Source organism: Streptomyces sp. ASQP_92 (assembly GCF_025399895.1).
Taxonomy (GTDB): domain Bacteria; phylum Actinomycetota; class Actinomycetes; order Streptomycetales; family Streptomycetaceae; genus Streptomyces.
Window position 1 is genome coordinate 167297 of the sequence record NZ_JAODUA010000011.1, and the last position, 22319, is coordinate 189615.

General features: G+C 70.3%; 19 protein-coding genes. 10 read left to right on the top strand and 9 right to left on the bottom strand.

Annotated features, from left to right (window positions below):
* The first annotated feature begins 65 nt into the window (after positions 1–65).
* The 4 genes from N4G70_RS23075 (at position 66) to N4G70_RS23090 (ending at position 2662) form a co-directional block, all read left to right on the top strand.
* On the top strand, positions 66–227 hold the full coding sequence (locus N4G70_RS23075) for a DUF4177 domain-containing protein (RefSeq protein ID WP_003975360.1): 162 nt from the start codon (positions 66–68) through the stop codon (positions 225–227).
* Entirely contained in the window at positions 224–691 is a 468-nt protein-coding gene (locus tag N4G70_RS23080; protein WP_261714595.1) for a RidA family protein, read from the top strand. Before N4G70_RS23075 ends, N4G70_RS23080 begins: the two co-directional genes overlap by 4 nt.
* 206 nt (positions 692–897) lie before the next feature.
* Positions 898–1782: an NUDIX hydrolase gene (locus N4G70_RS23085; protein WP_261714596.1), complete on the top strand. Its 885-nt coding sequence runs from the start codon at positions 898–900 to the stop codon at positions 1780–1782.
* Between the two features lie 49 nt (positions 1783–1831).
* Positions 1832–2662, top strand: coding sequence for an MBL fold metallo-hydrolase (locus N4G70_RS23090; RefSeq protein ID WP_261714597.1), 831 nt, complete (start codon positions 1832–1834; stop codon positions 2660–2662).
* A gap of 555 nt (positions 2663–3217) precedes the next feature.
* On the opposite strand, the gene N4G70_RS23095 is transcribed toward N4G70_RS23090, so the two are convergent.
* Positions 3218–3892 carry a Crp/Fnr family transcriptional regulator gene (locus N4G70_RS23095; protein ID WP_017947815.1) on the bottom strand — a complete coding sequence of 225 codons (675 nt, stop codon included), beginning with the start codon at positions 3890–3892 and terminating at the stop codon, positions 3218–3220.
* 750 nt (positions 3893–4642) lie between these two features.
* Here N4G70_RS23095 and nth point away from each other — a divergent pair.
* The 4 genes from nth (at position 4643) to N4G70_RS23115 (ending at position 9263) form a co-directional block, all read left to right on the top strand.
* Positions 4643–5467 carry an endonuclease III gene (gene nth, locus N4G70_RS23100; protein WP_315904283.1) on the top strand — a complete coding sequence of 275 codons (825 nt, stop codon included), beginning with the start codon at positions 4643–4645 and terminating at the stop codon, positions 5465–5467.
* Between the two features lie 553 nt (positions 5468–6020).
* Positions 6021–6662: a CoA pyrophosphatase gene (locus N4G70_RS23105; protein WP_261714672.1), complete on the top strand. Its 642-nt coding sequence runs from the start codon at positions 6021–6023 to the stop codon at positions 6660–6662.
* A gap of 13 nt (positions 6663–6675) precedes the next feature.
* Positions 6676–7875, top strand: coding sequence for a MarP family serine protease (locus tag N4G70_RS23110; RefSeq protein WP_261714598.1), 1200 nt, complete (start codon positions 6676–6678; stop codon positions 7873–7875).
* 38 nt (positions 7876–7913) lie between these two features.
* Complete coding sequence (locus N4G70_RS23115; protein WP_261714599.1) at positions 7914–9263, top strand: 6-phospho-beta-glucosidase; 1350 nt, start codon at positions 7914–7916, stop codon at positions 9261–9263.
* Here N4G70_RS23115 and N4G70_RS23120 read toward each other — a convergent pair.
* The 6 genes from N4G70_RS23120 to N4G70_RS23145 all read right to left on the bottom strand — a co-directional run bounded on the left by N4G70_RS23120 (position 9260) and on the right by N4G70_RS23145 (position 17174).
* Complete coding sequence (locus tag N4G70_RS23120; protein ID WP_261714600.1) at positions 9260–9457, bottom strand: hypothetical protein; 198 nt, start codon at positions 9455–9457, stop codon at positions 9260–9262. The two genes, N4G70_RS23115 and N4G70_RS23120, sit on opposite strands and share 4 nt — an antisense overlap.
* A gap of 116 nt (positions 9458–9573) precedes the next feature.
* Complete coding sequence (locus N4G70_RS23125; protein ID WP_261714601.1) at positions 9574–10521, bottom strand: alpha/beta fold hydrolase; 948 nt, start codon at positions 10519–10521, stop codon at positions 9574–9576.
* The gene (locus N4G70_RS23130; RefSeq protein WP_261714602.1) at positions 10518–10994 is read right to left on the bottom strand and encodes a phage holin family protein; all 477 of its coding nucleotides are present in this window, start codon (positions 10992–10994) and stop codon (positions 10518–10520) included. Before N4G70_RS23130 ends, N4G70_RS23125 begins: the two co-directional genes overlap by 4 nt.
* Before the next feature lie 67 nt (positions 10995–11061).
* The gene (nhaA, locus tag N4G70_RS23135; protein ID WP_261714603.1) at positions 11062–12456 is read right to left on the bottom strand and encodes a Na+/H+ antiporter NhaA; all 1395 of its coding nucleotides are present in this window, start codon (positions 12454–12456) and stop codon (positions 11062–11064) included.
* 253 nt (positions 12457–12709) lie between these two features.
* Complete coding sequence (gene acs, locus N4G70_RS23140; protein ID WP_261714604.1) at positions 12710–14665, bottom strand: acetate--CoA ligase; 1956 nt, start codon at positions 14663–14665, stop codon at positions 12710–12712.
* 193 nt (positions 14666–14858) lie between these two features.
* Entirely contained in the window at positions 14859–17174 is a 2316-nt protein-coding gene (locus N4G70_RS23145; protein WP_261714605.1) for a bifunctional SulP family inorganic anion transporter/carbonic anhydrase, read from the bottom strand.
* A 281-nt stretch (positions 17175–17455) separates the two neighbouring features.
* Here N4G70_RS23145 and N4G70_RS23150 point away from each other — a divergent pair, with 281 nt between their 5' ends.
* Positions 17456–18751, top strand: a complete 1296-nt coding sequence (locus N4G70_RS23150; RefSeq protein ID WP_261714606.1) for a hypothetical protein — start codon at positions 17456–17458, stop codon at positions 18749–18751.
* Here the strand turns inward: N4G70_RS23150 and N4G70_RS23155 are convergent.
* Complete coding sequence (locus tag N4G70_RS23155; protein WP_261714607.1) at positions 18729–19727, bottom strand: ATP-binding protein; 999 nt, start codon at positions 19725–19727, stop codon at positions 18729–18731. The two genes, N4G70_RS23150 and N4G70_RS23155, sit on opposite strands and share 23 nt — an antisense overlap.
* Positions 19728–19829: 102 nt before the next feature.
* Here N4G70_RS23155 and N4G70_RS23160 point away from each other — a divergent pair, with 102 nt between their 5' ends.
* Complete coding sequence (locus N4G70_RS23160) at positions 19830–20648, top strand: oxidoreductase (protein WP_261714608.1); 819 nt, start codon at positions 19830–19832, stop codon at positions 20646–20648.
* 468 nt (positions 20649–21116) lie between these two features.
* Here the strand turns inward: N4G70_RS23160 and N4G70_RS23165 are convergent, their stop codons facing one another.
* Positions 21117–21953, bottom strand: coding sequence for an HAD family phosphatase (locus N4G70_RS23165; RefSeq protein ID WP_261714609.1), 837 nt, complete (start codon positions 21951–21953; stop codon positions 21117–21119).
* Positions 21954–22319 lie beyond the last annotated feature (366 nt).

Genomic DNA, 22319 nt, shown 5'->3' on the forward strand with positions numbered 1-22319 from the left:
TACGCATGTGGCCCGCGTAAGGCGCTCGCGCGAGGGGGCGGCGGCCAGCGGCTACAGTCGGGCCCATGACCAAGTGGGAATACGCGACCGTGCCCCTTCTCGTGCACGCGACCAAGCAGATTCTGGACACCTGGGGCGAGGACGGCTGGGAGCTGGTCCAGGTCGTCCCCGGGCCGAACAACCCCGAGCAGCTCGTGGCCTACCTGAAGCGGGAGAAGCAGGCATGAGCGCCGTCGAGGCCAAGCTGGCCGAGCTCGGCCTGACGCTGCCGTCGGTCGTCCCGCCGCTCGCCGCCTACCAGCCCGCCGTGCGGTCCGGGGTGTACGTGTACACCGCCGGCCAGCTCCCCATGGTGGAGGGCAAGCTGCCCGTCACCGGCAAGGTCGGCGGCGAGGTCACCCCGGAGGAGGCCAAGGAACTGGCCGCCACCTGTGCCCTCAACGCGCTTGCCGCGGTCAAGTCCGTCGTGGGCGACCTGGACCGCATCGCGCGCGTCGTGAAGGTCGTCGGCTTCGTGGCCTCCGCCGCCGACTTCACCGGCCAGCCCGGTGTCATCAACGGCGCCAGCGAACTCCTCGGCGCCGTACTCGGCGACAAGGGCGTCCACGCCCGCAGCGCCGTCGGCGTCGCGGTACTGCCCCTGGACGCTCCGGTCGAGGTCGAGATCCAGGTGGAACTCGTCGCGGACTGAGGTCTTCACTCCTTTCGTCGAGGGCCGTCCCCCAGGGGGCGGCCCTTCGTCGGTCCTGCTGTCGTCGGTTCTGCTGTCCGCCGACCGCCCGTCGCCCGGCTCGGCCGGGCGCTGGGCGGCGGCTCGGGCGGGCCGGGTGTGTCGAAGGGATGACCAACCCCATGCACCCCCTCGAACATCCACACGCCACCCCGTAGCATCCGCCCATGCCCAATGGTCAGTGGTATCCGCCGGAGTGGCCGGACCGCATCCGCGCCCTCGCCGCAGGCGAGCTCATCGCGGTCGAGCCGCGACGGGCCGCGACCGTGATGCTGCTGCGCGACGGGGCGGCCGGTGCGGACACCGGCCCCGCCGTGCACATGCTGCGCAGACGCACCTCCATGGCCTTCGCCGGCGGCGCGTACGCGTACCCGGGCGGTGGCGTGGACCCCCGCGACGCCGAGGACGCCCGACTCGGCTGGGCCGGCCCCTCCCGTGACGTCTGGGCCGAGCGCCTCGGCACGGACGCGGCCTCCGCCCAGGCCATCGTCTGTGCCGCGGTCCGTGAGACCTACGAGGAGGCGGGCGTCCTCCTCGCCGGCCCTGACGCCACCACCGTCGTCGGCGACACCACCGGCGACGACTGGGAGGCCGACCGCCAGGCCCTGGTGACCCGCGACCTCAGCTTCGCCGAATTCCTGGACCGCCGAGGTCTGGTGCTCCGCTCCGATCTGCTCGGCGCCTGGGCCCGCTGGATCACCCCCGAATTCGAGCCCAGGCGGTACGACACCTGGTTCTTCGTCGCCGCGCTGCCCGAGGGCCAGGTCACCCGGAACGCGTCGACCGAGGCCGACCGCACCGTCTGGATCCGCCCCGCCGAAGCCGCCGCCGGCTACGACAAGGGCGACCTCCTGATGATGCCGCCGACCATCTCCACCCTGCGCGACCTCCTTCCGTACGCCACTGCCGCTGAGGCCCTCGTGGCCGCGGACGAACGCGATCTGACTCCCGTCCTCGCCCGGGCCCGCCTGACCGACGCGGGTGAACTCGTCCTGAGCTGGCCCGGCCACGACGAGTTCACCAAGCACATCCCGGCGGGCGGACCCCGATGAGGCCCACTCCGGTGACCACGACCGACCCGGCCACTCCTGGAGCTGCCGTATGACCGACGCCGCCGCCCTTCCCGGGCAGCCGCGCGGCGGGGTCCTTTCGGGCCCTGCCACCGAGCGCGCGATCAACGTCCTCGCGCCCAACCCCTCCGCGATGACCCTGGACGGCACCAACACCTGGATCGTCTCCGAGCCCGACTCCGACCTGGCCGTCGTCATCGACCCCGGCCCGCTCGACGACGGACACCTCAGCCGTGTCATCGCCGCGGCGGAGAAGGCCGGCAAGCGGGTGGCCCTCACCCTGCTCACCCATGGGCACCCCGACCACGCCGAGGGCGCGGCCCGCTTCGCCGAGCTGACCCGTACCCCGGTGCGCGCCCTCGACCCGGCCCTGCGCCTGGGTGACGAGGGCCTCGCGGCCGGTGAGGTCATCACCACCGGTGGCCTGGAGATGAGGGTGGTGCCCACCCCGGGCCACACGGCGGACTCACTCTGCTTCCACCTGCCCGCCGACCGCGCGGTGCTGACGGGGGACACGGTCCTCGGGCGCGGCACGACCGTCGTGGCTCATCCCGACGGCCGCCTGGGCGACTATCTCGACTCCCTTCGCAGGCTGCGTTCGCTGACTGTTGACGATGGTGTGCACACGGTGCTGCCGGGTCACGGCCCGGTCCTCGACGACGCGCAGGGTGCCGTCGAGTTCTATCTCGCCCACCGAGCCCACCGCCTGGCGCAGGTGGAGACGGCGGTGGAGAACGGCGACCGCACGGCGGCCGACGTGGTGGCCCGGGTCTACTGGGACGTCGACCGGTCGCTGTGGCCGGCTGCGGAACTTTCCGTGCACGCTCAGCTCGAGTACCTGCGCGAGCACGGGCTTATCTGACGGCTCTGATGGCTCTGATGGCTCTGATGGCTTTGCCGGCTTTGACGGCCTTGTTGGAATGACACCGCCGGGGCCGCCCGCGGGTCCGGGTTCGGGTCCGGCGGGGGTCCGGGTTCGGGTTCGGGGTCGGCTCCGAGCAGGGTCACTCGCGGTGTGAAAGGGCGCTCTGTAGAGGAGAGTTGGGCGGGGCGGCTCTCAACTCTCGTACAGGCGCGGCGCCTTGGCGCCATGGACCGTGCCAGATTCGGCGGCGGGCCCGCGGTCCGAGATCTGGTGGTGAGGGGCCGAGATCTCTGGTGTACATCGTGAGAACGTCCCGGCCCGTGACCGAGTTCCCGGTGAATCCGGCGGATTCGAAATTCTCAACTCCCCGGACGGTTCTGCCTGGTGGGGGCGGTGGTTGGGCCCGGCGGTCGAGCGCGGTGGCGGGGCGGGGGCGCCGGTGGTCCTGTGGGGGCATGGGGGTCGCGAGTCCGCCGTCGCCCGGGGCCGTTCACGGTTCGGCCCATGCGAAAGGGGCCGGTCCCGAAAGAGACCGGCCCCTCGCGTGGTGGATCAGCGCGAGCGCTTCGCCAGGCGCTCCACGTCCAGCAGGATGACCGCGCGGGCCTCCAGGCGCAGCCAGCCGCGCTGGGCGAAGTCGGCGAGCGCCTTGTTCACCGTCTCGCGGGAGGCGCCGACCAGCTGGGCCAGCTCTTCCTGGGTCAGGTCGTGCACGACGTGGATGCCCTCCTCGGACTGCACACCGAACCGGCGCGACAGGTCGAGGAGCGCGCGGGCGACACGGCCCGGCACGTCGGAGAAGACCAGGTCGGACATCTGGTCGTTGGTCTTGCGCAGGCGGCGGGCGACGGCGCGCAGCAGAGCGGTCGCCACCTCGGGGCGGGCGTTCAGCCAGGGCTGAAGGTCGCCGTGGCCGAGGCCGAGCAGCTTGACCTCGGTCAGCGCGGTCGCGGTGGCGGTGCGCGGGCCCGGGTCGAAGAGGGAAAGCTCGCCGATGAGCTCACCGGGGCCGAGGACCGCCAGCATGTTCTCGCGGCCGTCGGGCGAGGTCCGGTGCAGCTTCACCTTGCCCTCGGTGACCACGTACAGGCGGTCACCCGGGTCGCCCTCGTGGAACAGCGCGTCGCCACGGGCGAGCGTCACTTCACTCATCGAGGCGCGCAGCTCCGCGGCCTGCTCGTCATCGAGCGCCGCGAAGAGCGGGGCGCGCCGCAGAACGTCGTCCACGAATCTCTCCTTGTGACCGGTTTCAGGGGATCCAGCTCCCCATTTTGCCGGACGGTATAAACAGTGCGATCAATCACAGGATGACGTACTGGAGTGCCGGACCGTGAGTCAGGGGGCCGATTGGGGCCGTGATTCGCGGTGGCCGGGGCGGATGTCGGTGTCGGGCTCTAGGCTGGCCGAGTGTCCAATTCGCCGGTGAGAGCGCAGGCCAGGGGGGCTGGGAGAGTGTCCGCAGAGAACGATTCCGCTGTGGGCGAACAGCCCGCGTCCAAGCCGAAAGAGCCCGCGAAGAGGGTTCCCCGGGCCGGCGCAGCCGCGTCGTCGGCGCGGGCCGGCAAGGCGGTCGATCGGACCGCTGAGGCCGCCACCGCTGGGCCCGCCCCCAGGAAGGCCGGCGCGAAGAAGGCTGCCCCTCAGAAGGCCGACCCTCGGACTGCCGGCGCCAAGAAGGCGGCTGCCTCTGAGAAGGCCGGGCCTCCGACTGCCGACGCCAAGACGGACGCCCCTCAGAACGCCGCCCCTCGGGCTGCCGGCGCCAAGAAGGCCGCCCCTCAGAACGTCGGTGTCAAGAAGGCCGCCCGGAAGAAGCCGGGGGCAGGCGTTAGGACGGCTGACGTGGTGGAACCCGCGAACAAGGAAGTTGTCGCAGTGAAGCCCGCGACCAGGAAGGCCGTCGCAGTGAAGCCCGCCGCCAAGAAAGCCGGGACCGTGAAGTCCGCCGCCACCAAGGCGGGGGCGAAGGCGAAGGGGGTGGGGGGCGCCGAGACGGAAGGCGGGGGCGCGCCCGCCGGGCAGCCCGTCGGGGGCAAGCCCGAGTCGCATCTCGCGATGGTCCGCCGGGCCCGCCGGATCAATCGCGAACTCGCCGATGTGTATCCGTACGCCCATCCCGAGCTGGACTTCCGCAACCCGTTCGAGTTGCTCGTCGCGACGGTGCTCTCCGCGCAGACCACCGACCTCCGGGTCAACCAGACGACGCCGGGCCTGTTCGCCGCGTACCCGACCCCCGAGGACCTCGCCGCGGCGAACCCCGAGGACGTGGAGGAGATCATCCGGCCCACCGGGTTCTTCCGGGCCAAGACCAAGTCGATCATGGGCCTTGCCACCGCGCTCCGGGACGAGTTCGGCGGTGAGGTGCCGGGTCGTCTGGAGGATCTCGTCAAGCTGCCGGGCGTGGGGCGCAAGACGGCAAATGTCGTGTTGGGCAACGCGTTTGGCGTCCCGGGCATCACGGTCGACACCCACTTCGGGCGGCTTGTGCGACGGTTCAAGTGGACCGAGCAGGAAGACCCCGAGAAGGTCGAGGCGGAAGTGTGCGCGATCTTCCCCAAGAGCGAGTGGACGATGCTCTCGCACCGCGTCGTCTTCCATGGCCGCCGCATCTGCCACGCCCGCAAGCCCGCCTGCGGCGCCTGTCCGATCGCGCCGCTCTGCCCGTCCTACGGCGAGGGCGAGACCGACCCCGAGAAGGCGCGCAAGCTCCTCAAGTACGAGAAGGGCGGGCTGCCCGGCCAGCGGCTGAGCCCGCCACCGGACTACCCCGGGCTGCCCGCACCGCCGCTGGGAGCCGGCTGACGTCACCCGGAAGACGGACGCCGGCGCCGACCGGAACGAAAGCGACCGTCACAGGCGTTGTGGACGATGAACGACGGGGGTGCAGATGACGCACACGAGCGAGACGTACGACGGTGACCTCAGCGGTGTCGACGGTCTTGGCCGCACGGGCGGTCAGGCCGTCGGCCGTACGGGAGCCGATCGAGGCGCCGCAGACGGCCGCTCCGGCCGTGTGGAGGCCGATCAGGGCAGCGCGGGCCGGTCGGGCCGGCCGGGCCGTGTGGAGGCGGGCCTCGGCCGTACCGGCGCGCTGAGCGACCGTGTCGGCGGCCCCGGCCACGCCCTGCCCTCGGAGCGGGCCGGGGAGACCACCAGAACCGACGCCCAGACCGCCGAGCCAGACCCCACCCCGCCCTCACCCACCCAGTCCTCACCCCCGGAACCCGCTCCGCACCTGGCTGAGCCCTCGCCCTCCCCGCCCCCCTCGTCAGGACACGCCGAACACAGCCGGGCCTTCGATGTCGGGGGCGCTGCGGGACCCGGCGGGCGTGGGCTTGTCGTCAGTAGTGACGGGCTGCCCGAGTGGCTGGTGCCGGTCGCCCGGGCGGCCGAGTCCGTCGCGCCCGAGCAGATGAGCCGGTTCCTGCCGCCGGAGAGCGGCGACGGGCGGCAGTCCGCCGTGCTCGTCCTCTTCGGCGAGGGCCCGCGCGGCCCCGAGCTGCTCCTCATGGAGCGGGCGAGCCAGCTGCGGTCGCACGGCGGACAGCCCTCCTTTCCGGGGGGTGCCCTCGATCCGGAGGACGGCGATCCGGCCACCACGGGGCCGCTGCGGGCCGCGCTGCGCGAGGCGGAGGAGGAGACCGGGCTCGACCCGGCAGGCGTCCAGATCTTCGGCGTGCTGCCCCGGCTCTACATCCCGGTGAGCGGCTTCGTCGTGACGCCCGTGCTCGGCTGGTGGCGCGAGCCCACGCCGGTGCGGGCGGTCGATAGCGGCGAGACGGCGCGCGTCTTCACCGTGCCCGTGGCGGATCTCACGGATCCCGCGAATCGCGCCACCGCCGTGCACCCGCGGGGCCACGCAGGCCCGGCATTCCTGGTCGAATCGGCGCTGGTCTGGGGGTTCACGGCAGGTGTGATCGACCGGATCGTGCACTACGCCGGGTGGGAGCGGCCGTGGGACCGGGCCAAGCGGGTGCCGCTCGACTGGCACGCGTGACAGGCTGGGGCCCGTGAACGTGCTGGACATCCTGTTGCTGGTCGCCGCCGTATGGTTCGCGATCGTCGGCTACCGCCAGGGCTTCGTCGTCGGCATCCTGTCGGTGATCGGGTTCCTCGGTGGTGGCCTCATCGCCGTGTACCTGCTCCCGCTGATCTGGGACCAGGTGACCAACGAGTCCCAGGTCTCGACGACAGCGGCCATCGTCGCGGTCGTCGTCGTGATCGTCTGCGCCTCCGTGGGCCAGGCTTTCACCACCCACCTGGGCAACAAGCTGCGCCGGCACATCACGTGGTCGCCCGCCCGGGCCCTGGACGCCACGGGTGGCGCCCTGGTGAACGTCGTCGCCATGCTGCTCGTCGCGTGGCTGATCGGTCTGCTGCTCGCCGGGACCGCCCTGCCGACGCTGGGGAAGCAGGTCCGCAACTCCAAGATCCTGCTCGGGGTCTCGGACGTGATGCCCCAACAGGCGTCGACGTGGTTCAGCGACTTCTCCTCGGTCCTCGCGCAGAACGGGTTCCCGCAGGTCTTCTCGCCGTTCTCGAACGAGTCGATCAACGAGGTCCAGGCGCCCGATCCCAAGCTCGCCGGCAGTCCGGTCGCGGTCGCCGCCAAGAAGTCCATCGTCAAGGTCGTCGGCATGGCCCCCAGTTGTGGAAAGCGTCTGGAAGGCACCGGATTCGTCTTCGCCGACCGCCGCGTGATGACCAACGCCCATGTGGTGGGCGGAGTGGACGAGCCGACCATCCAGATAGGCGGTCAGGGGCGTACGTACGACGCGAAGGTCGTGCTCTACGACTGGCGGCGCGACATCGCGGTCCTGGACGTGCCGGACCTGAAGGCGCCCCCGCTCCAGTTCAGCTCTACCGACGCCCGCACCGGCAACGGCGCGATCGTCGCGGGCTTCCCGGAGGACCACCCCTATGACGTCCGCGCGGCCCGCATCCGCGGCCGGATCAGCGCCAAGGGCCCCGACATCTACCACCGCGGCACGGTCCGCCGTGACGTCTATTCGCTGTACACGACGGTCCGTCCCGGCAATTCGGGCGGCCCGCTGCTGACTCCTGAGGGCAAGGTGTACGGAGTGGTCTTCGCGAAGTCGCTGGACGACCCGGACACGGGCTACGCGCTGACCGCCGACGAGATCCAGGCCGACATTCAGCAGGGCCGTACGGCCGTTCAGCAGGTCGACAGCCAGCAGTGCGCCCTATGACCCCCTGACCGACCGACTTCCTCGACGAGAAGGCTCCGATGCGACTGACGATCCTCGGCGGCGGCGGCTTCCGCGTCCCGCTCGTCTACGGCGCCCTGCTGGGCGACCGCGCGCCCGGGCGGGTCACCGAGGTGGTCCTGTACGACGTGGACGCGGCCCGGCTGCACGCCATCGGCCGGGTCCTTGCCGAGCGGGCGTACGGGATCGACGACGCGCCCCGGGTGCGCACCACCACCGACCTCGACGAGGCGTTGCGCGGCGCGGATTTCGTGTTCTCGGCCATCCGCGTGGGCGGCCTGGAGGGTCGGGCCGCCGACGAACGGATCGCGCTCGACGAGGGAGTCCTGGGGCAGGAGACGGTCGGGGCGGGTGGCATCGCCTATGGGCTGCGCACCGTGCCGGTGGCCGTCGAGATCGCCCGCCGGGTGAAGGTGCTCGCCCCGGACGCCTGGGTCATCAACTTCACCAATCCGGCGGGCCTGGTCACCGAGGCGATGGCCGAGCACCTGGGCGACCGCGTGGTGGGCATCTGCGACTCGCCGGTGGGCCTGGCACGGCGAGTCGCCCGCACGATCGGCCTCGACCCGGCCACGGTGCGCCTGGACTACGCGGGCCTCAACCACCTGGGCTGGCTGCACGGCATGTACGTGGGCGAGGAGAACGTGCTGCCGCGCCTGTTCGCGGACGACACGCTGCTGACCTGCTTCGAGGAGGGCAAGCTGTTCGGCGCCGACTGGCTGCGCACGCTGGGTTCCGTGCCGAACGAGTATCTGCACTACTACTACTTCAACCGCGAGGCGGTGGCCGCCTATCAGCGGGCCGAGCAGACCCGCGGCGCCTTCCTCAGGGATCAGCAGGCCGGCTTCTACGCCTCGACGGACTCCGTGCCGGAGGCCTCGGTGTGGGCGGCCTGGGACCGCACCCGGGCCGAGCGCGAGGCCACGTACATGTCGGCGAACCGCAAGGCCTCGGGCGGCGGCGAGCGCCACGCCGACGACATGGAGTCCGGCGGGTACGAGAACGTGGCGCTCGCCCTGATGAGGGCGATCGCGCGGGACGAGCCGGCGACGCTCGTCCTGAACGTGCGCAACGGAACGTCCCTGCGTGCGCTCGACGAGAAGGCCGTCATCGAGATTCCCTGCCGCGTCGACGCGGCAGGCCCTCGCCCGCTGCCCGTCTCGCAGTTGACGGGCCATGAGGCAGGCCTGGTCAGCACGGTGAAGGCGGTCGAGCGGTGTGTCCTGGAGGCGGCCGGGAGCGGGTCGGCGCGAGCGGCGGTGAAGGCTTTCGCCCTGCATCCGCTCGTCGACTCCGTCCATGTCGCCCGAAGGCTTCTGGACGGCTACCGGGGCGCCCACCCGGGCCTCGGCTACCTCAGGGCCGACTAGGTACGCGTATGCCGCAGCCGGGCCGAGACCCAGCGGGCCCGGCGCCGCAGGATGCGCGGAATACCCACCTCCTGGGAATCCGGGGAGGGGTGTTGCAGCCCCTGCCCCTGCGGGCCGCCCCTCTCGTACGAGACCGGCCCTGCGGCCGTTCGGCGGTTGCGTGCTGCGTCACCGTAGTCGTGCGTCCAGCCCATACCCCGACGTTTGCCCGGGGCCCATGGTCGGTAACCGCTTCGGAGGGGGCCAATTGGCCTATGCGCCGGGCATTTGGCCGTTCGTAGGACAGTAGTTCCCCCCAGGTCACCGAAACTCAGCGATCGGGCTCCGGATCCCGCAGCCAGTTGACCAGTTCGGCCGAGAAGGCGGTGGGGTCCTCCTCGTGCGGGAAGTGCCCCAGACCGTCGAACAGCCGCCAGCGGTAAGGGGCTTCGACGTACTGGCCGGAGCCGGCCGCGCTGCGGGTCCGCATCACCGGGTCGAGCGAGCCGTGCAGATGGAGCGTCGGAACCTGGACCGGCCGCTTCATCCTGCGGTTGAACTGGATGCCGTCGGGCCGCGCCATCGACCGCACCATCCACCGGTACGGCTCGATGGAGCAGTGTGCCGTGGACGGGATGCACATGGCACGCCGATAGGTCTCCACGGCCTCGTCCTCGGGCTGGCGGGGGCCCGACCAGTCACGGACCAGCCGGCCGACCAACGCCCCGTCGTCCGCGGCCAGCTGACGCTCCGGCAGCCACGGCCGCTGGAAGCCCCAGACGTAGGACCCGGCGGAGGTCTGCTTGAGGTCGCCGAGCATCGCCGAGCGCCAGCGGCGCGGGTGGGGCATCGACGACACGACGAGCCGGCGCACCACCTTGGGGCGCATCACGGCCGCCGTCCACGCCAGGTAGCCGCCCAGGTCGTGTCCGACGAGCGCCGCGTCGGGCTCGCCCAGGGACCGTACGACGCCGGTGATGTCCAGCGCGAGGTTGGCCGGGTCGTAGCCGCGCGGGGTGCGGTCGCTGCCGCCCACGCCCCGCAGGTCCATCGCGACAGCGCGGAAGCCTGCGTCGGCCAGCGCGGTCAGCTGATGGCGCCAGGTCCACCAGAACTGCGGAAAGCCATGGAGCAGCAATACCAGTGGCCCGTCGCCGAGTTCGGCGATATGGAAGCGCGCACCATTGGCCGCGACGTCCCTATGGGTCCAGGGACCATCGATACGGACGGGGCTTCCGGTGCCGCCAGGGCTTCCGGTACCGGGCTCGGGTGCGGTCATGCAGACGAGCGTGCCACAGTGGCGCCGGTGTCGGTGACCGTGACCTCTACGGTGGCCGGACGCGGGTGGGGCTTGACGCCCTGCAAGGTCGCGGCCGTCGCCTTGGCCGACGCGATCGACTTCTCCGGCGGCTTGACCTTCTTGAACTTGGTGATGGCGAGCACCCCGAGCAGCGCCGCGAGCAGCAGGAACGCGCCACCGACGATGAGGAACGACCAGGCGAGCCCGAGCCCCAGGTTGTGGATGCCGTACGCGGCGGCGAAGCTCAGCACCGGCAGTGAGAACAGCGCGAGCACACCCGCCGTACTGATGGCGATGCCACCGATCGCCCCGCGCTTGACGTCCTGCCGCAGCTCGGCCTTGGCCAGCGCGATCTCGTCGTGCACCAGGGCGGACATCTCGGCGGTCGCGGAGGCAACCAGCTGGCCGAGGCTGCGCTCGGCGCTGCCGGCGTTGTGGCTGGGGTCGCTCATCGCTGACTCCCTCATCTCTTCTCGGATACCGACGGGGTCGAACAAGTCCAACAGGTCCGTTGTCAGATCATGCCGGACTGTCGCCGTCGTCGCGCCCCGCCCCCGCCAGTTGCGCCAGCCTGCGGTGCTCGGCGGCCTTGTTCTCGTAGATCACGGCCATGCGCAGGTGGTACTCCGGCTTGTCGAGTTCGTACATGTCGGGGATGCCGTCCTGGTCGTCGTCGCGCTCCTCGTCCTCCACGAGCGCCTTGTACTTGCGCACCCGCATCTTGAGCAGGACGGAGGCCAGGACCGCGGCGGTCAGGGAGCCGACGAGCACGGCCGCCTTGACCTCGTCCGTCAGCCGGTCCTGCCCGTCGAAGGCGAGTTCGCCGATGAGCAGCGAGACGGTGAAGCCGATGCCGGCGAGCGAGGCGACGGCGAAGACGTCGGGCCAGGCGAGGTCGTCGTTGAGTTCGGCCCGGGTGAAGCGGGCGGCGAGCCAGGTGCCGCCGAAGATGCCGATGGCCTTGCCGACGACCAGGCCGAGGACCACGCCCAGCGTCTCGGGCCGGGTGAAGACATCGGCCAGGGTGCTGCCGCTGATGCCCACGCCGGCCGAGAACAGGGCGAACAGGGGTACCGCGAGGCCGGCCGAGATGGGCCGCACCAGGTGCTCGATGTGTTCGCCGGGGGAGTGGTCCTCGCCCTCGGTGCGGTGGCAGCGGAGCATCAGGCCCATGGCGACGCCCGCGATGGTGGCGTGGACGCCGCTGTTGTACATCAGCCCCCAGTTGACGAGCGCGAGGGGGATGTAGATGTACCAGCCCCGTACGCCCTTCCTGAGCAGCAGCCAGAAGACCACGAGCCCGACGGCGGCGCCGCCGAGGGCGACGAAGTCGAGGTCGCTGGTGAAGAAGACCGCGATGATCAGGATGGCGAAGAGGTCGTCGACCACGGCCAGGGTCAGCAGGAAGGCGCGCAGGGCGGACGGCAGCGAGGTGCCGATGACCGCGAGCACGGCCAGAGCGAACGCGATGTCCGTAGCGGTCGGTACGGCCCAGCCGTCAAGGGATCCGCTGCCGAAAACGTTGACCAGCGCGTAGACGAGTGCGGGGACGGCCATGCCGCACAGGGCCGCGATCACGGGCAGTGCCGCGGCCTTGGGGTCGCGCAGTTCTCCGGCGACGAGTTCACGTTTGAGCTCGATGCCGGCGACAAAGAAGAAGACCGCGAGCAGCCCGTCGGCCGCCCAGTGCTGGATCGACAGATCGAGCCCCAGGGAGCCGATTCCCACGTGGAAGCCGCGCACCGACTCATAACTGGCGCCCAGGGTGTTCGCCCAGATGAGGGCGGCGATCGCGGCCACGAGAAGCAGGACGCCGCCTACGGTCTCGGCGCGCAGGGCCTCGGCCAGGTACGTGCGCTCGGGCAGCGAGAGGCGCCGCAGGAACGTGGACTTGGTGGGGGTGGGTGTGGCCACGGGGGCGACCTCCGGTCGGTTCGGCGGGCATGACTGAGCACGTTGCCGACCAGACTTCCCGGCGCACCTGACCTTCTTGTCGCGTCATTGACGCTTTCCTTACTTTACCTAACTTTACGGAGCGGCGCATGCGGCGGGGTTGATCCGGTGATCATCACTTTAGGGGCATACCCGGCACGAGGCGCGCGTGAGGGTGCACGCGAAGGGCCCGGCCGCACTCCCGGCCGGGCCCTTCGTCAGATGTTCGCTCCGCTCAGTCCTCGCTGGAGGCGCTGGGCAGCTGGGTCTGGATCAGCGCCATGACCGAGGAGTCGGTCAGCGTCGTGACGTCACCCAGCTCACGGTTCTCGGCGACGTCCCGGAGGAGCCGTCGCATGATCTTGCCCGAGCGGGTCTTGGGGAGTTCCGCGACCGGCAGGACGCGCTTGGGCTTGGCGATCGGGCCGAGCGCCGAACCGACGTGCGCCCGCAACTCCTCGACCAGGGTCTCCGTCTCGGCGGCGCTGCCGCGCAGGATCACGAAGGCCACGATGGCCTGTCCGGTCGTCTCGTCGGCGGCGCCGACCACGGCGGCCTCGGCGACCGAGGGGTGCGAGACGAGCGCCGACTCGACCTCGGTGGTCGAGATGTTGTGGCCGGACACGAGCATGACGTCGTCGACTCGGCCGAGCAGCCAGATGTCGCCGTCGTCGTCCTTCTTGGCACCGTCGCCGGCGAAGTAGCGACCCTCGAAGCGGGACCAGTAGGTGTCGATGAAGCGCTGGTCGTCACCCCAGATGGTGCGCAGCATGGAGGGCCACGGCTCGGTCAGGACGAGGTAGCCGCCCCCGCCGTCGGGCACCTCGCGGGCCTCGTCGTCCACCACGGTCGCGGAGATGCCGGGCAGCGCGCGCTGGGCCGAACCCGGCTTGGTCTCGGTGACACCGGGCAGCGGCGAGATCATCATCGCGCCCGTCTCGGTCTGCCACCAGGTGTCCACGATCGGGCAGGTGTCGGCGCCGATGTGCTTGCGGTACCACATCCACGCCTCCGGGTTGATCGGCTCACCGACCGAACCCAGGACCCGCAGACTGCTCAGGTCGAACTTGGCGGGGATGTCGTCGCCCCACTTCATGAACGTACGGATCGCGGTCGGCGCGGTGTAGAGGATGGTCACGCCGTACTTCTGCACGATCTCCCAGAACCGCCCCTGGTGCGGGGTGTCCGGGGTGCCCTCGTACATGACCTGGGTCGCGCCGTTGGCGAGCGGCCCGTAGACGATGTAGGAGTGCCCGGTGACCCAGCCGATGTCGGCGGTGCACCAGTAGACGTCGCTCTCCGGCTTCAGGTCGAACACCGCGTGGTGGGTGTACGCCGCCTGGGTGAGGTAGCCGCCGGAGGTGTGCAGGATGCCCTTGGGCTTACCCGTGGTGCCGGACGTGTACAGGATGAACAGCGGGTGCTCGGCGTCGAAGGCAGTGGGCGTGTGCTCCACCGACTGACGGGCGACAATGTCGTCCCACCACACATCGCGGCCTTCGGTGAACGCGGTGTCCTGGCCCGTGCGACGGACCACCAACACATGCTCGACCTGGGGACACTTGGCGACGGCCTCGTCGATCGCGGGCTTCAGGGCGGACGGCTTGCCGCGCCGGTAACCGCCGTCGGCGGTGATGACCAGCTTGGCGTCGGCGTCCTGGATGCGGGAGGCGACGGCGTCGGCCGAGAAGCCGCCGAAGACCACGGAGTGCGCGGCGCCGATACGGGCGCAGGCGAGCATCGCGACGGCCGCCTCCGGGATCATCGGCAGGTACACCGCGACGCGGTCGCCGGCCTGGACACCCAGCTCCGTCAGGGCGTTGGCGGCCCTTGACACCTCGTCCTTGAGCTCGGCATAGGTCAGCGAGCGGCTGTCGCCGGGCTCGCCCTCGAAGTGGATGGCGACCCGGTCGCCGTTGCCGGCCTCGACATGGCGGTCGACGCAGTTGTACGCGACGTTCAGCTTGCCGTCGGCGAACCACTTCGCGAAGGGCGGGTTCGACCAGTCAAGGGTCTCGGTCGGCTCGGTGGCCCAGGTCAGGCGCCGGGCCTGCTCGGCCCAGAAGCCCAGCCTGTCCGCCTCGGCCCGCTCGTACGCCTCCGCGGTCACGTTGGCATTCGCGGCCAGCTCGGAGGGCGGCGCGAACCGCCGCTCCTCCTTGAGCAGGTTGGCCAGGCTTTCGTTGCTCACGACATCTCCCTTTCCCAGGGCGTCCTCTGTGCGTATGTGTCCCGGGCCCTAGCTCATCAGTCCAGGCGCCGGGTGACAAGAGTCTCCAGGAAATTGGTTTAGACCTGTAGGGGCTCCTGGTCATCGGCAGGGCGCGCCGACGGCCTCTCCCGAGGTGGGAGAGGCCGTCACGTGCGGGGGAGGCGGTCCGGGTTCAGGCGTGCGTGTCCTCCAGGAGGTTGACGCCGACGCCCTCGAAGACCTCCTCGTGGTCGTCCCCGGCCAGTAGATAGGCCTGCGCCTCGCCGACATGGAAGTACATGCCGTGCAGAGCCAGAGTGCCGGCCGCGAGCGCGCGCGCCACCGACTCATGACGGCGCAGATGCTCCAACTGCTGGACGACATTGGTCAGACACAGCTGTTCCACCGCGTCGGCCGGCAGCCGTCCCGCGATGCGGGCCCAGGCGTGCCGTCGGCTCGCCATCCGCTCGATGCTCGGGGCGCCGTGCCGCAGCCAGCGGCGCAACGGCGTCATCGGCGCCTCGGGCTTGGCGTTGAGCAGCGCCTGCATCGCGCCGCATCCGGAGTGCCCGCAGACCGTGATCGACTGCACCTGGAGGATGTCCACGGCGTACTCGATGGCCGCCGCCACCGAGTCGTCCGCGCCCTCCGCGCCCGGCGGCGGCACCAGGTTGCCGATGTTGCGCACGGTGAACAGATCGCCCGGGCCACTGGAGGTGATCATGCTGGTGACCAGGCGGGAGTCCGCACACGTGATGAAGAGCTGCTGCGGGCGCTGGCCCTCGCGGGCGAGGCGGGCCAGTTCCTCCCGTACCAGGGGCGCGGTGTAGCGCTGGAACGAGCTGAGCCCGCTGGCCAGTTGATGACCGTGGGTGCGCTGCGGGGGCTGGTCGTGGCAGTGGTGGTTGCGCCATGGCGTCCAGGGGCGGCAGCAGCTCTGGGCGGGGGAGGCGGGCTCGGCGATCCTGCCTCCGGCACGGCCGGTGATCCGTACCGTGCCGCCGCGCGCCTGGTGCGCGTCCTGCCAGCCCTTCAGCGCCTCGAAGGCGGCGTGGTCCATGAATGATCCGTCCAACTCCACGATCGCGTCCGCTCCTTGGGGGACATGGGTGAGCGCCCGGGTCAGCCGGGGCACGGCGAGGAACGTCAACTGGCCGCGTATGCGCACCAGATGGGTGCCGTCGGCCTCCTCCTGGGTGACGATCCGGGTGCGGGCGAGGCGGTGGAGCGCGACGGCCACGGCCACCGCGATCCCGAGGACGACGCCTTGCAGCACCCCGAACACGAGCACTCCGCCGACGGCCGCGACATAAACCAGGAACTCGCGGTGTTCGTGGACGTTACGAATGTGCGCGAAGTTGACCATCTGGATGCCGACCATCATCACCAGTGCGGCCAGCGCGGCCAGCGGGATCCACTCCAGGACCGGGACGAGCAGCCCGGCCGCGAGCAGCACCCAGATCCCGTGCAGCACCGTCGAGGCCCGACCGGTCGCGCCGGCGCGGACGTTGGCGCTGCCGCGCACCGCGCCCCCGGAGATCGGCATGCCGCCGAGCAGCCCGGAGACGGCGTTGGCGATGCCCTGGCCACGCAGTTCCCGGTCGAGGTCGGCGCGCGGGACGGTGCTGCCCGGCCGCTCCGCCGCGAGCCGGTCGACGGCGACCGCGGAGAGCAGCGACTCCAGGCTCGCGACCAGCGTCACGGTGAGCACCGCGGTGATCAGCCCGAGCACCGGGCCGTGCGGCATCTCGGGCAGCACATGCGCGCCCCAGGAGGGCAGGTCGACCCGGGCGATCCCCGGGGCGGCGAACGCGGCGACGCCGGTGGCCAGCACCACACAGGCCAGCGCGGCGGGGATGCGGCGCAGCGCCTTCCCGATCCGCCCGGGAAGGCGGGGCCACAGCAGGAGCACGGCCAGCGTCAGCGCGCCGATGAGCGGTGCGGCGGGGCCCACGTGCGCCAACTGCCCCGGCAGCGCGAGGGCATTGGCGACGGCCGAGCTCTGCGGGGAGCCGCCGAGGACGATATGGAGTTGGGCGAGCGCGATGGCGGCCCCGATACCGGCGAGGGTGCCGTGCACGATGGCGGGGCTGACCGCGAGGGCGGAACGCGCCGTCTTCAGGGAGCCCAGGGCGACTTGGAGCAGACCCGCGCACACGGTGATGGCGCAGGTGGTGCGCCAGCCGTAGCTCTGGATCATCTCGGCGGACACCACGGTCAGCCCGGCGGAGGGTCCGCTGACCAGCAGCGGTGAGCCGCCGAGCAGTCCGGCGACGATGCCGCCGACGCCGGCGGCGATGAGGCTGGCCTCCAGGGGGGCGTCGATGGCGACGGCGAGGCCGAGCGACATCGGGACGGCGAGCAGGAAGACGGTGATGGACGACGACAGATCGGCGCCCTTGATCTGGAAGCGGCGCCCGGAGCCGTCCCCGTGAGGGGGCCGGTGGGATCGCCGTGCGCGGGGCGGTTGAGCTGGTGGCTGGGCGCGAGTGGGTACGCAAGCAGGCATGGTTCCCGTCTCCTCCGGGGCAGCGCGGTCGCGGAACGAGGGGTCGCGGCCGTGGGTCACGGCAGTGCAGCGGCGGGATTCTCAACTCTCGGTAAACGAATCGTAATGCAGAGTAAAGCGGCGTACTTCTCATTTAGAGCAAATAGGGCAACGATTCACCCTCAAGGGTGAATAGGCAGCTTTTAGTGCGGCTTGTCGTGCCGGTGTCCTTTGGTCCCCGTGCGACTTTTGCGGCGCCGTGACGGCATTCAACGGACTAACCGCAAGGAAGAGGTGGGCGGATGATCGCCGCCACGCACGCCACCAAGAAGATCGCTGTCGGTGTCATCGCCGCGGTCCTGGCCGTCGGAGCGGCGGGCTGCTCCTCCGGCCCCGCCCCCGACAAGCAGGCCGGCCCCGTCGGCAAGAAGGGCGCGGTCCCCGACATCGCCCCGCATCTCATCGGGGACGGCTCGACCGCGTACACCGGGCTCCAGCCGCACCTGCTCAAGGCCCAGAAGCTGAAACCGGGGGAGCGCCCGCCCCAGTTCGTGGTGTTCTCCTGGGACGGCGCCGGCGAGGACAGCCAGAAGCTGTTCTCGCACTTCCGTCAGGTCGCCAAGGAGTCCAACGCGACCATGACGTACTTCCTCAGCGGCGTGTACATGCTCCCGGAGGCGAAGGCCAAGCTCTACACCGCGCCCAAGCACTCCGCGGGCACCTCGGACATCGGCTTCAACGACCTCAAGGGGATCAAGGACACCGTCACGCAGATGCGCGCCGCCTGGAAGGAGGGCAATGAGATCGGCACCCACTTCAACGGCCACTACTGCGGGCCCGACGGCGGCGTCGGCACCTGGTCGGTGGACGAGTGGAAGAGCGAGATCGCGCAGGCCAAGTCCTTCGTGAAGAACTGGAAGACGAACTCGGGCCTGAAGGCCGAGGCGCCGCTCCCGTTCGACTACGACAAGGAACTCATCGGCGGCCGCACGCCGTGCCTGGAGGGCCGCAAGAACTTCGTCGCGGCCGCGGGCCAACTCGGCTTCCGGTACGACACCAGCGCCGTCAACGACCAGGTGTGGCCGAAGAAGAACGACAACGGCGTCTGGGACCTGTCGATGCAGCTCGTACCCGTTCCGGGCCGGGGCTTCGAGACGCTGTCCATGGACTACAACTTCTACATGAACCAGTCCAACGCGATGACCGGTGACGCCGATCAGCACGAATACTGGGGCAACCAGATGCGCGACGGCCTCCTCCAGGCCTTCGGCCGCTCCTACGACGGCAACCGGGCCCCGCTGATCGTCGGCAACCACTTCGAGTCCTGGAACGGTGGCGCCTATATGCGTGCCGTCGAGGAGACGATCAGGACGGTCTGTGTGAAGCGCGACGTCCACTGTGTCTCGTTCCGCCAGCTCGCCGACTGGCTGGACGCCCAGGACCCGGCCGTGCTCGCCAAGTTCCACTCACTGAAGGTGGGCGAGGCGCCGAAGGGCGGCTGGGCAGCCCTGGAGGCCGCCCAGCCCGCGGCTCCGGCGAAGCCCGTCGCCCCGCTGAAGCCCGCGGAGCCGGCCGTCAGGCAGGCTGCGGCTCACTGACCTCGTCGAGAAGCCGTTCGTTCAGTACGAAGTCCGGGTCGACCTGCGCCGCCAGGTCGGCCCCGGTCTTCGCATTGCCCCAGCTCTCCGCGTTCTTCAGATGGAAGTGCACCATCTGCCGCGTGTAGCGGTCCCAATCCCGGTTCCCGTACGAATCGTCCGCCGCGTTCTGCAACGCCTGGAGAGCCAGGCGGTTGTCGGCCTCCAGGAGCTCGAAGCGGGGCGGGCGGCCCTTCTCCATGGCGCGCACCCAGTCGGAGTGGCCCACCGTGACCAGGAGGTCGTCGCCGACCTCGGCACGGAGGAAGTCCACGTCGTCCTGGCCCTGGACCTTGTTGCCGACGACCTTGAGCGCGACCCCGTAGTCCCGGGCGTACTCCTTGTACTGGCGGTAGACCGAGACGCCCTTGCGGGTGGGCTCGGCCACCAGGAACGTCATGTCGAAGCGCGTGAACATGCCGGAGGCGAACGAGTCCGAGCCCGCCGTCATGTCGACGACGACGTACTCGTCCACGCCGTCCACCAGGTGGTTCAGGCACAGTTCGACCGCGCCGACCTTCGAGTGGTAGCAGGCCACCCCGAGGTCGGAGTCGGTGAACGGGCCGGTCGCCATCAGCCGGATGTCCCCGTCGTCGAGCACCACCCGGCGCGCGCAGGCCTCGTACACCGGGTTCGCCTCGCGCACCCTGAGCAGCCGCGAGCCGTGACCCGGCGGGGTCGTCTTGATCATGGTTTCCGTCGAGGCGATCCGGGGGTTGGTGCCGCGCAGGTACTCCTTGATGAGCGGGAGGTGCGCGCCCATCGCGGGCAGCGCGGCGGCCTCCTCCTCGTCGAGCCCGAGGGCGGCTCCGAGGTGCTGGTTGATGTCGGCGTCGACCGCGATGACGGCGGCCTCGTTGGCGGTGAGGTGACGGATGAAGAGCGAGGACAGCGTGGTCTTGCCGCTGCCGCCCTTCCCCACGAAAGCGATCTTCATGTTCACCAACGGTAATCGCATGGTGACGTCAAGTATGCGAGGCGAGTGAAGAAGACCACTCGAAGGTGGGGCGGGGCTTGCGGACGCGTAGCCTCGCTACTTATGAGTACGAACGCCGCTGACCCTCTTGTCGCCCTGGGCGGGCTGCCAGGCGTCCCGGATGCCGTGGACTCCGTGCGCAAGGCCGTGGACCGGGTCTACGGGCACCGTGTGATGCGGCGCCGCAGCAACGAGATCACCTCGGAAGCGGCGCTGCGCGGAGCGCGTGGCAGCGCGGCCCTGTCCGGTGCGGACTGGGCACTCGAAGAGGTGCGGCGGCGCACCGACTTCGGCAGTGAGGCCGAGGCGCGCACGGTCGGCGCGGCCCTGCGGCTCACCGCGGAGGCGGGTCAACTCCTGTCCATCTGGCGGCAGTCGCCCCTGCGGGTGCTCGCCCGGCTGCACCTGGTCGCGGCGGCGGACGCCGATGGGGCGGTCGGCCGGCCGCGGGGGAGCGGCGAGGCGGTGGACGAGCCCCTCATCGAGGTTCCGCTGCCCGATGCGGACGAGGTCGCGGGCCGCCTCGAAGGGCTCTCGCAGCTGATCATCGCGGGCAGTTCCGCTCCGGCCCTGGTGACCGCCGCCATCGTGCACGGGGAGCTGCTCGCGCTGCGGCCCTTCACCTCGTACAACGGGCTCATCGCGCGTACGGCGGAGCGGATCGTGCTGCTCGGCAGCGGTCTCGACCCGAAGGCGATCTGCCCCTCCGAGGTCGGTCACGCGGAGCTCGGGCGGGCGGCCTACGCGGCGGCGCTCGACGGGTATGTCTCGGGGACTCCCCAGGGCATGGCGGCGTGGATCACCCACTGCGGCAAGGCCGTCGAGCTCGGTGTGCGCGAATCGACGGCGGTGTGCGAGGCGCTTCAGCGCGGCGCCGCGTAGGCGGACCGGATCCGAACGCGCGGGTCGGCGGACCCAACCCGAGCGCGCGTGTCAGCGGACCCGATCCGAGCGCGCGGCTCGGCATTTCGCGGGAAAAGGGTTGCGGCGGTATCGATGTCCGATACCGCCGCTGGCATGTCCACCGGGTTACCAAGCGTCCTCGAATGATGCCCATCAGGCCGGGATTCTCTGCCCGTTCACCTGGTGCGGCTGGCCCGTAATCGACGGGTCGACGTCGCGTGGGTGCTCGATGTTCATGCTCGGTCCGTGGGGCCTTTATTGCGTAGAAGGTGATCCTCTCGGATGTCCCAGGTCTCGCGGGCCGTTGAGTCCTTTCTACTCCCGAACGGCGAGAAGCGAAACCCCTGACCACAGTTCTTTACTTTTAGCTTCAAACAGGGATGAAACGGACGTCTGTTTTCCCGTGTTTCTTCCAGACGCGCACGTCGAGCGGGTTTGAGGCCCGTCTCACGCAGAGGCGGCGTCCCGTCGACGGCTGGCGTACCAGACGAGGCCCGCGGTCGCGGCGGCTGCGCCGACCGCTGCCGCCGCCACCAGCGCCGACCGGGGCGGCATCTTGATCGCGGGCAGCCGTTGCTTGAGGCGCACCGGCTTGGTGAAGACGAGAATCGGCCATTGTCTGGCGGTCGCTTCGCGGCGCAGGGCGCGGTCCGGATTGACGGCGTAGGGGTGGCCGACCGACTCCAGCATCGGGACATCGGTCGCCGAATCGCTGTAGGCGTAGCAGCGCGCCAGGTCGTACCCCTCGGACGCGGCCAGTTCCTTGACGGCCTCGGCCTTCGTCGGCCCATAGGCGTAGTACTCCACGTCCCCCGTGAAGCAGCCGTCGTCCCCGACCACCATTCTGGTGGCCACCACCCGGTCCGCGCCAAGGAGTTCGCCGATCGGCTCGACGACCTCGGCGCCGGAGGTCGACACGATGACCACGTCACGGCCGGCGGCGTGGTGCTCCTCGATGAGGGATGCGGCCTCGTCGTAGATGATCGGGTCGATCAGGTCGTGCAGCGTCTCGGCGACGATCTCCTTGACCTGCTGGACGTTCCAGCCCTTGCACAGAGCGGACAGATACTCGCGCATCCCCTCCATCTGGTCGTGGTCGGCGCCGCCCGCGAGGAATACGAACTGCGCGTACGCGGTGCGCAGTACGGCGCGGCGGTTGATCAGTCCTCCTTGATAGAAGGACTTGCTGAAGGTCAGCGTCGACGACTTGGCAATGACTGTCTTGTCCAAGTCGAAGAAGGCGGCGGTACGCGGCAACGAGTGGTTTTCCACAAGCCCGAGCATAGGCGCCCACCATTCGGCGTAAGCTGAGGCGCGTGGGTTTGCCTGAGAAGGCTCTCGGGTACACCATGGAAGTCACGGATCGTTCGCGACCGTGCTAACCCGGTCCGACTCCTCCCCCCCCGAGTCGTACCGTGGGGACGACCCCCGCTCTCCCCCCCGGCGGGGGTCGTCGCATGTCCGGATGCGTTTTCGGCCCTCGGTTCCGATCGTCTCCCCCCTCCTCCGCCCTCGCGCGCTGGGCTTCCGCATGGCTGGAGATAGTTACTGTCCGTAACGGATGCGCTGCGCTCCGGAAGTCACCGGTATAGGTGAACGAGATATCCACAACGCCACCGGTGTCCACAGATTTCGACCAAGATCCACATC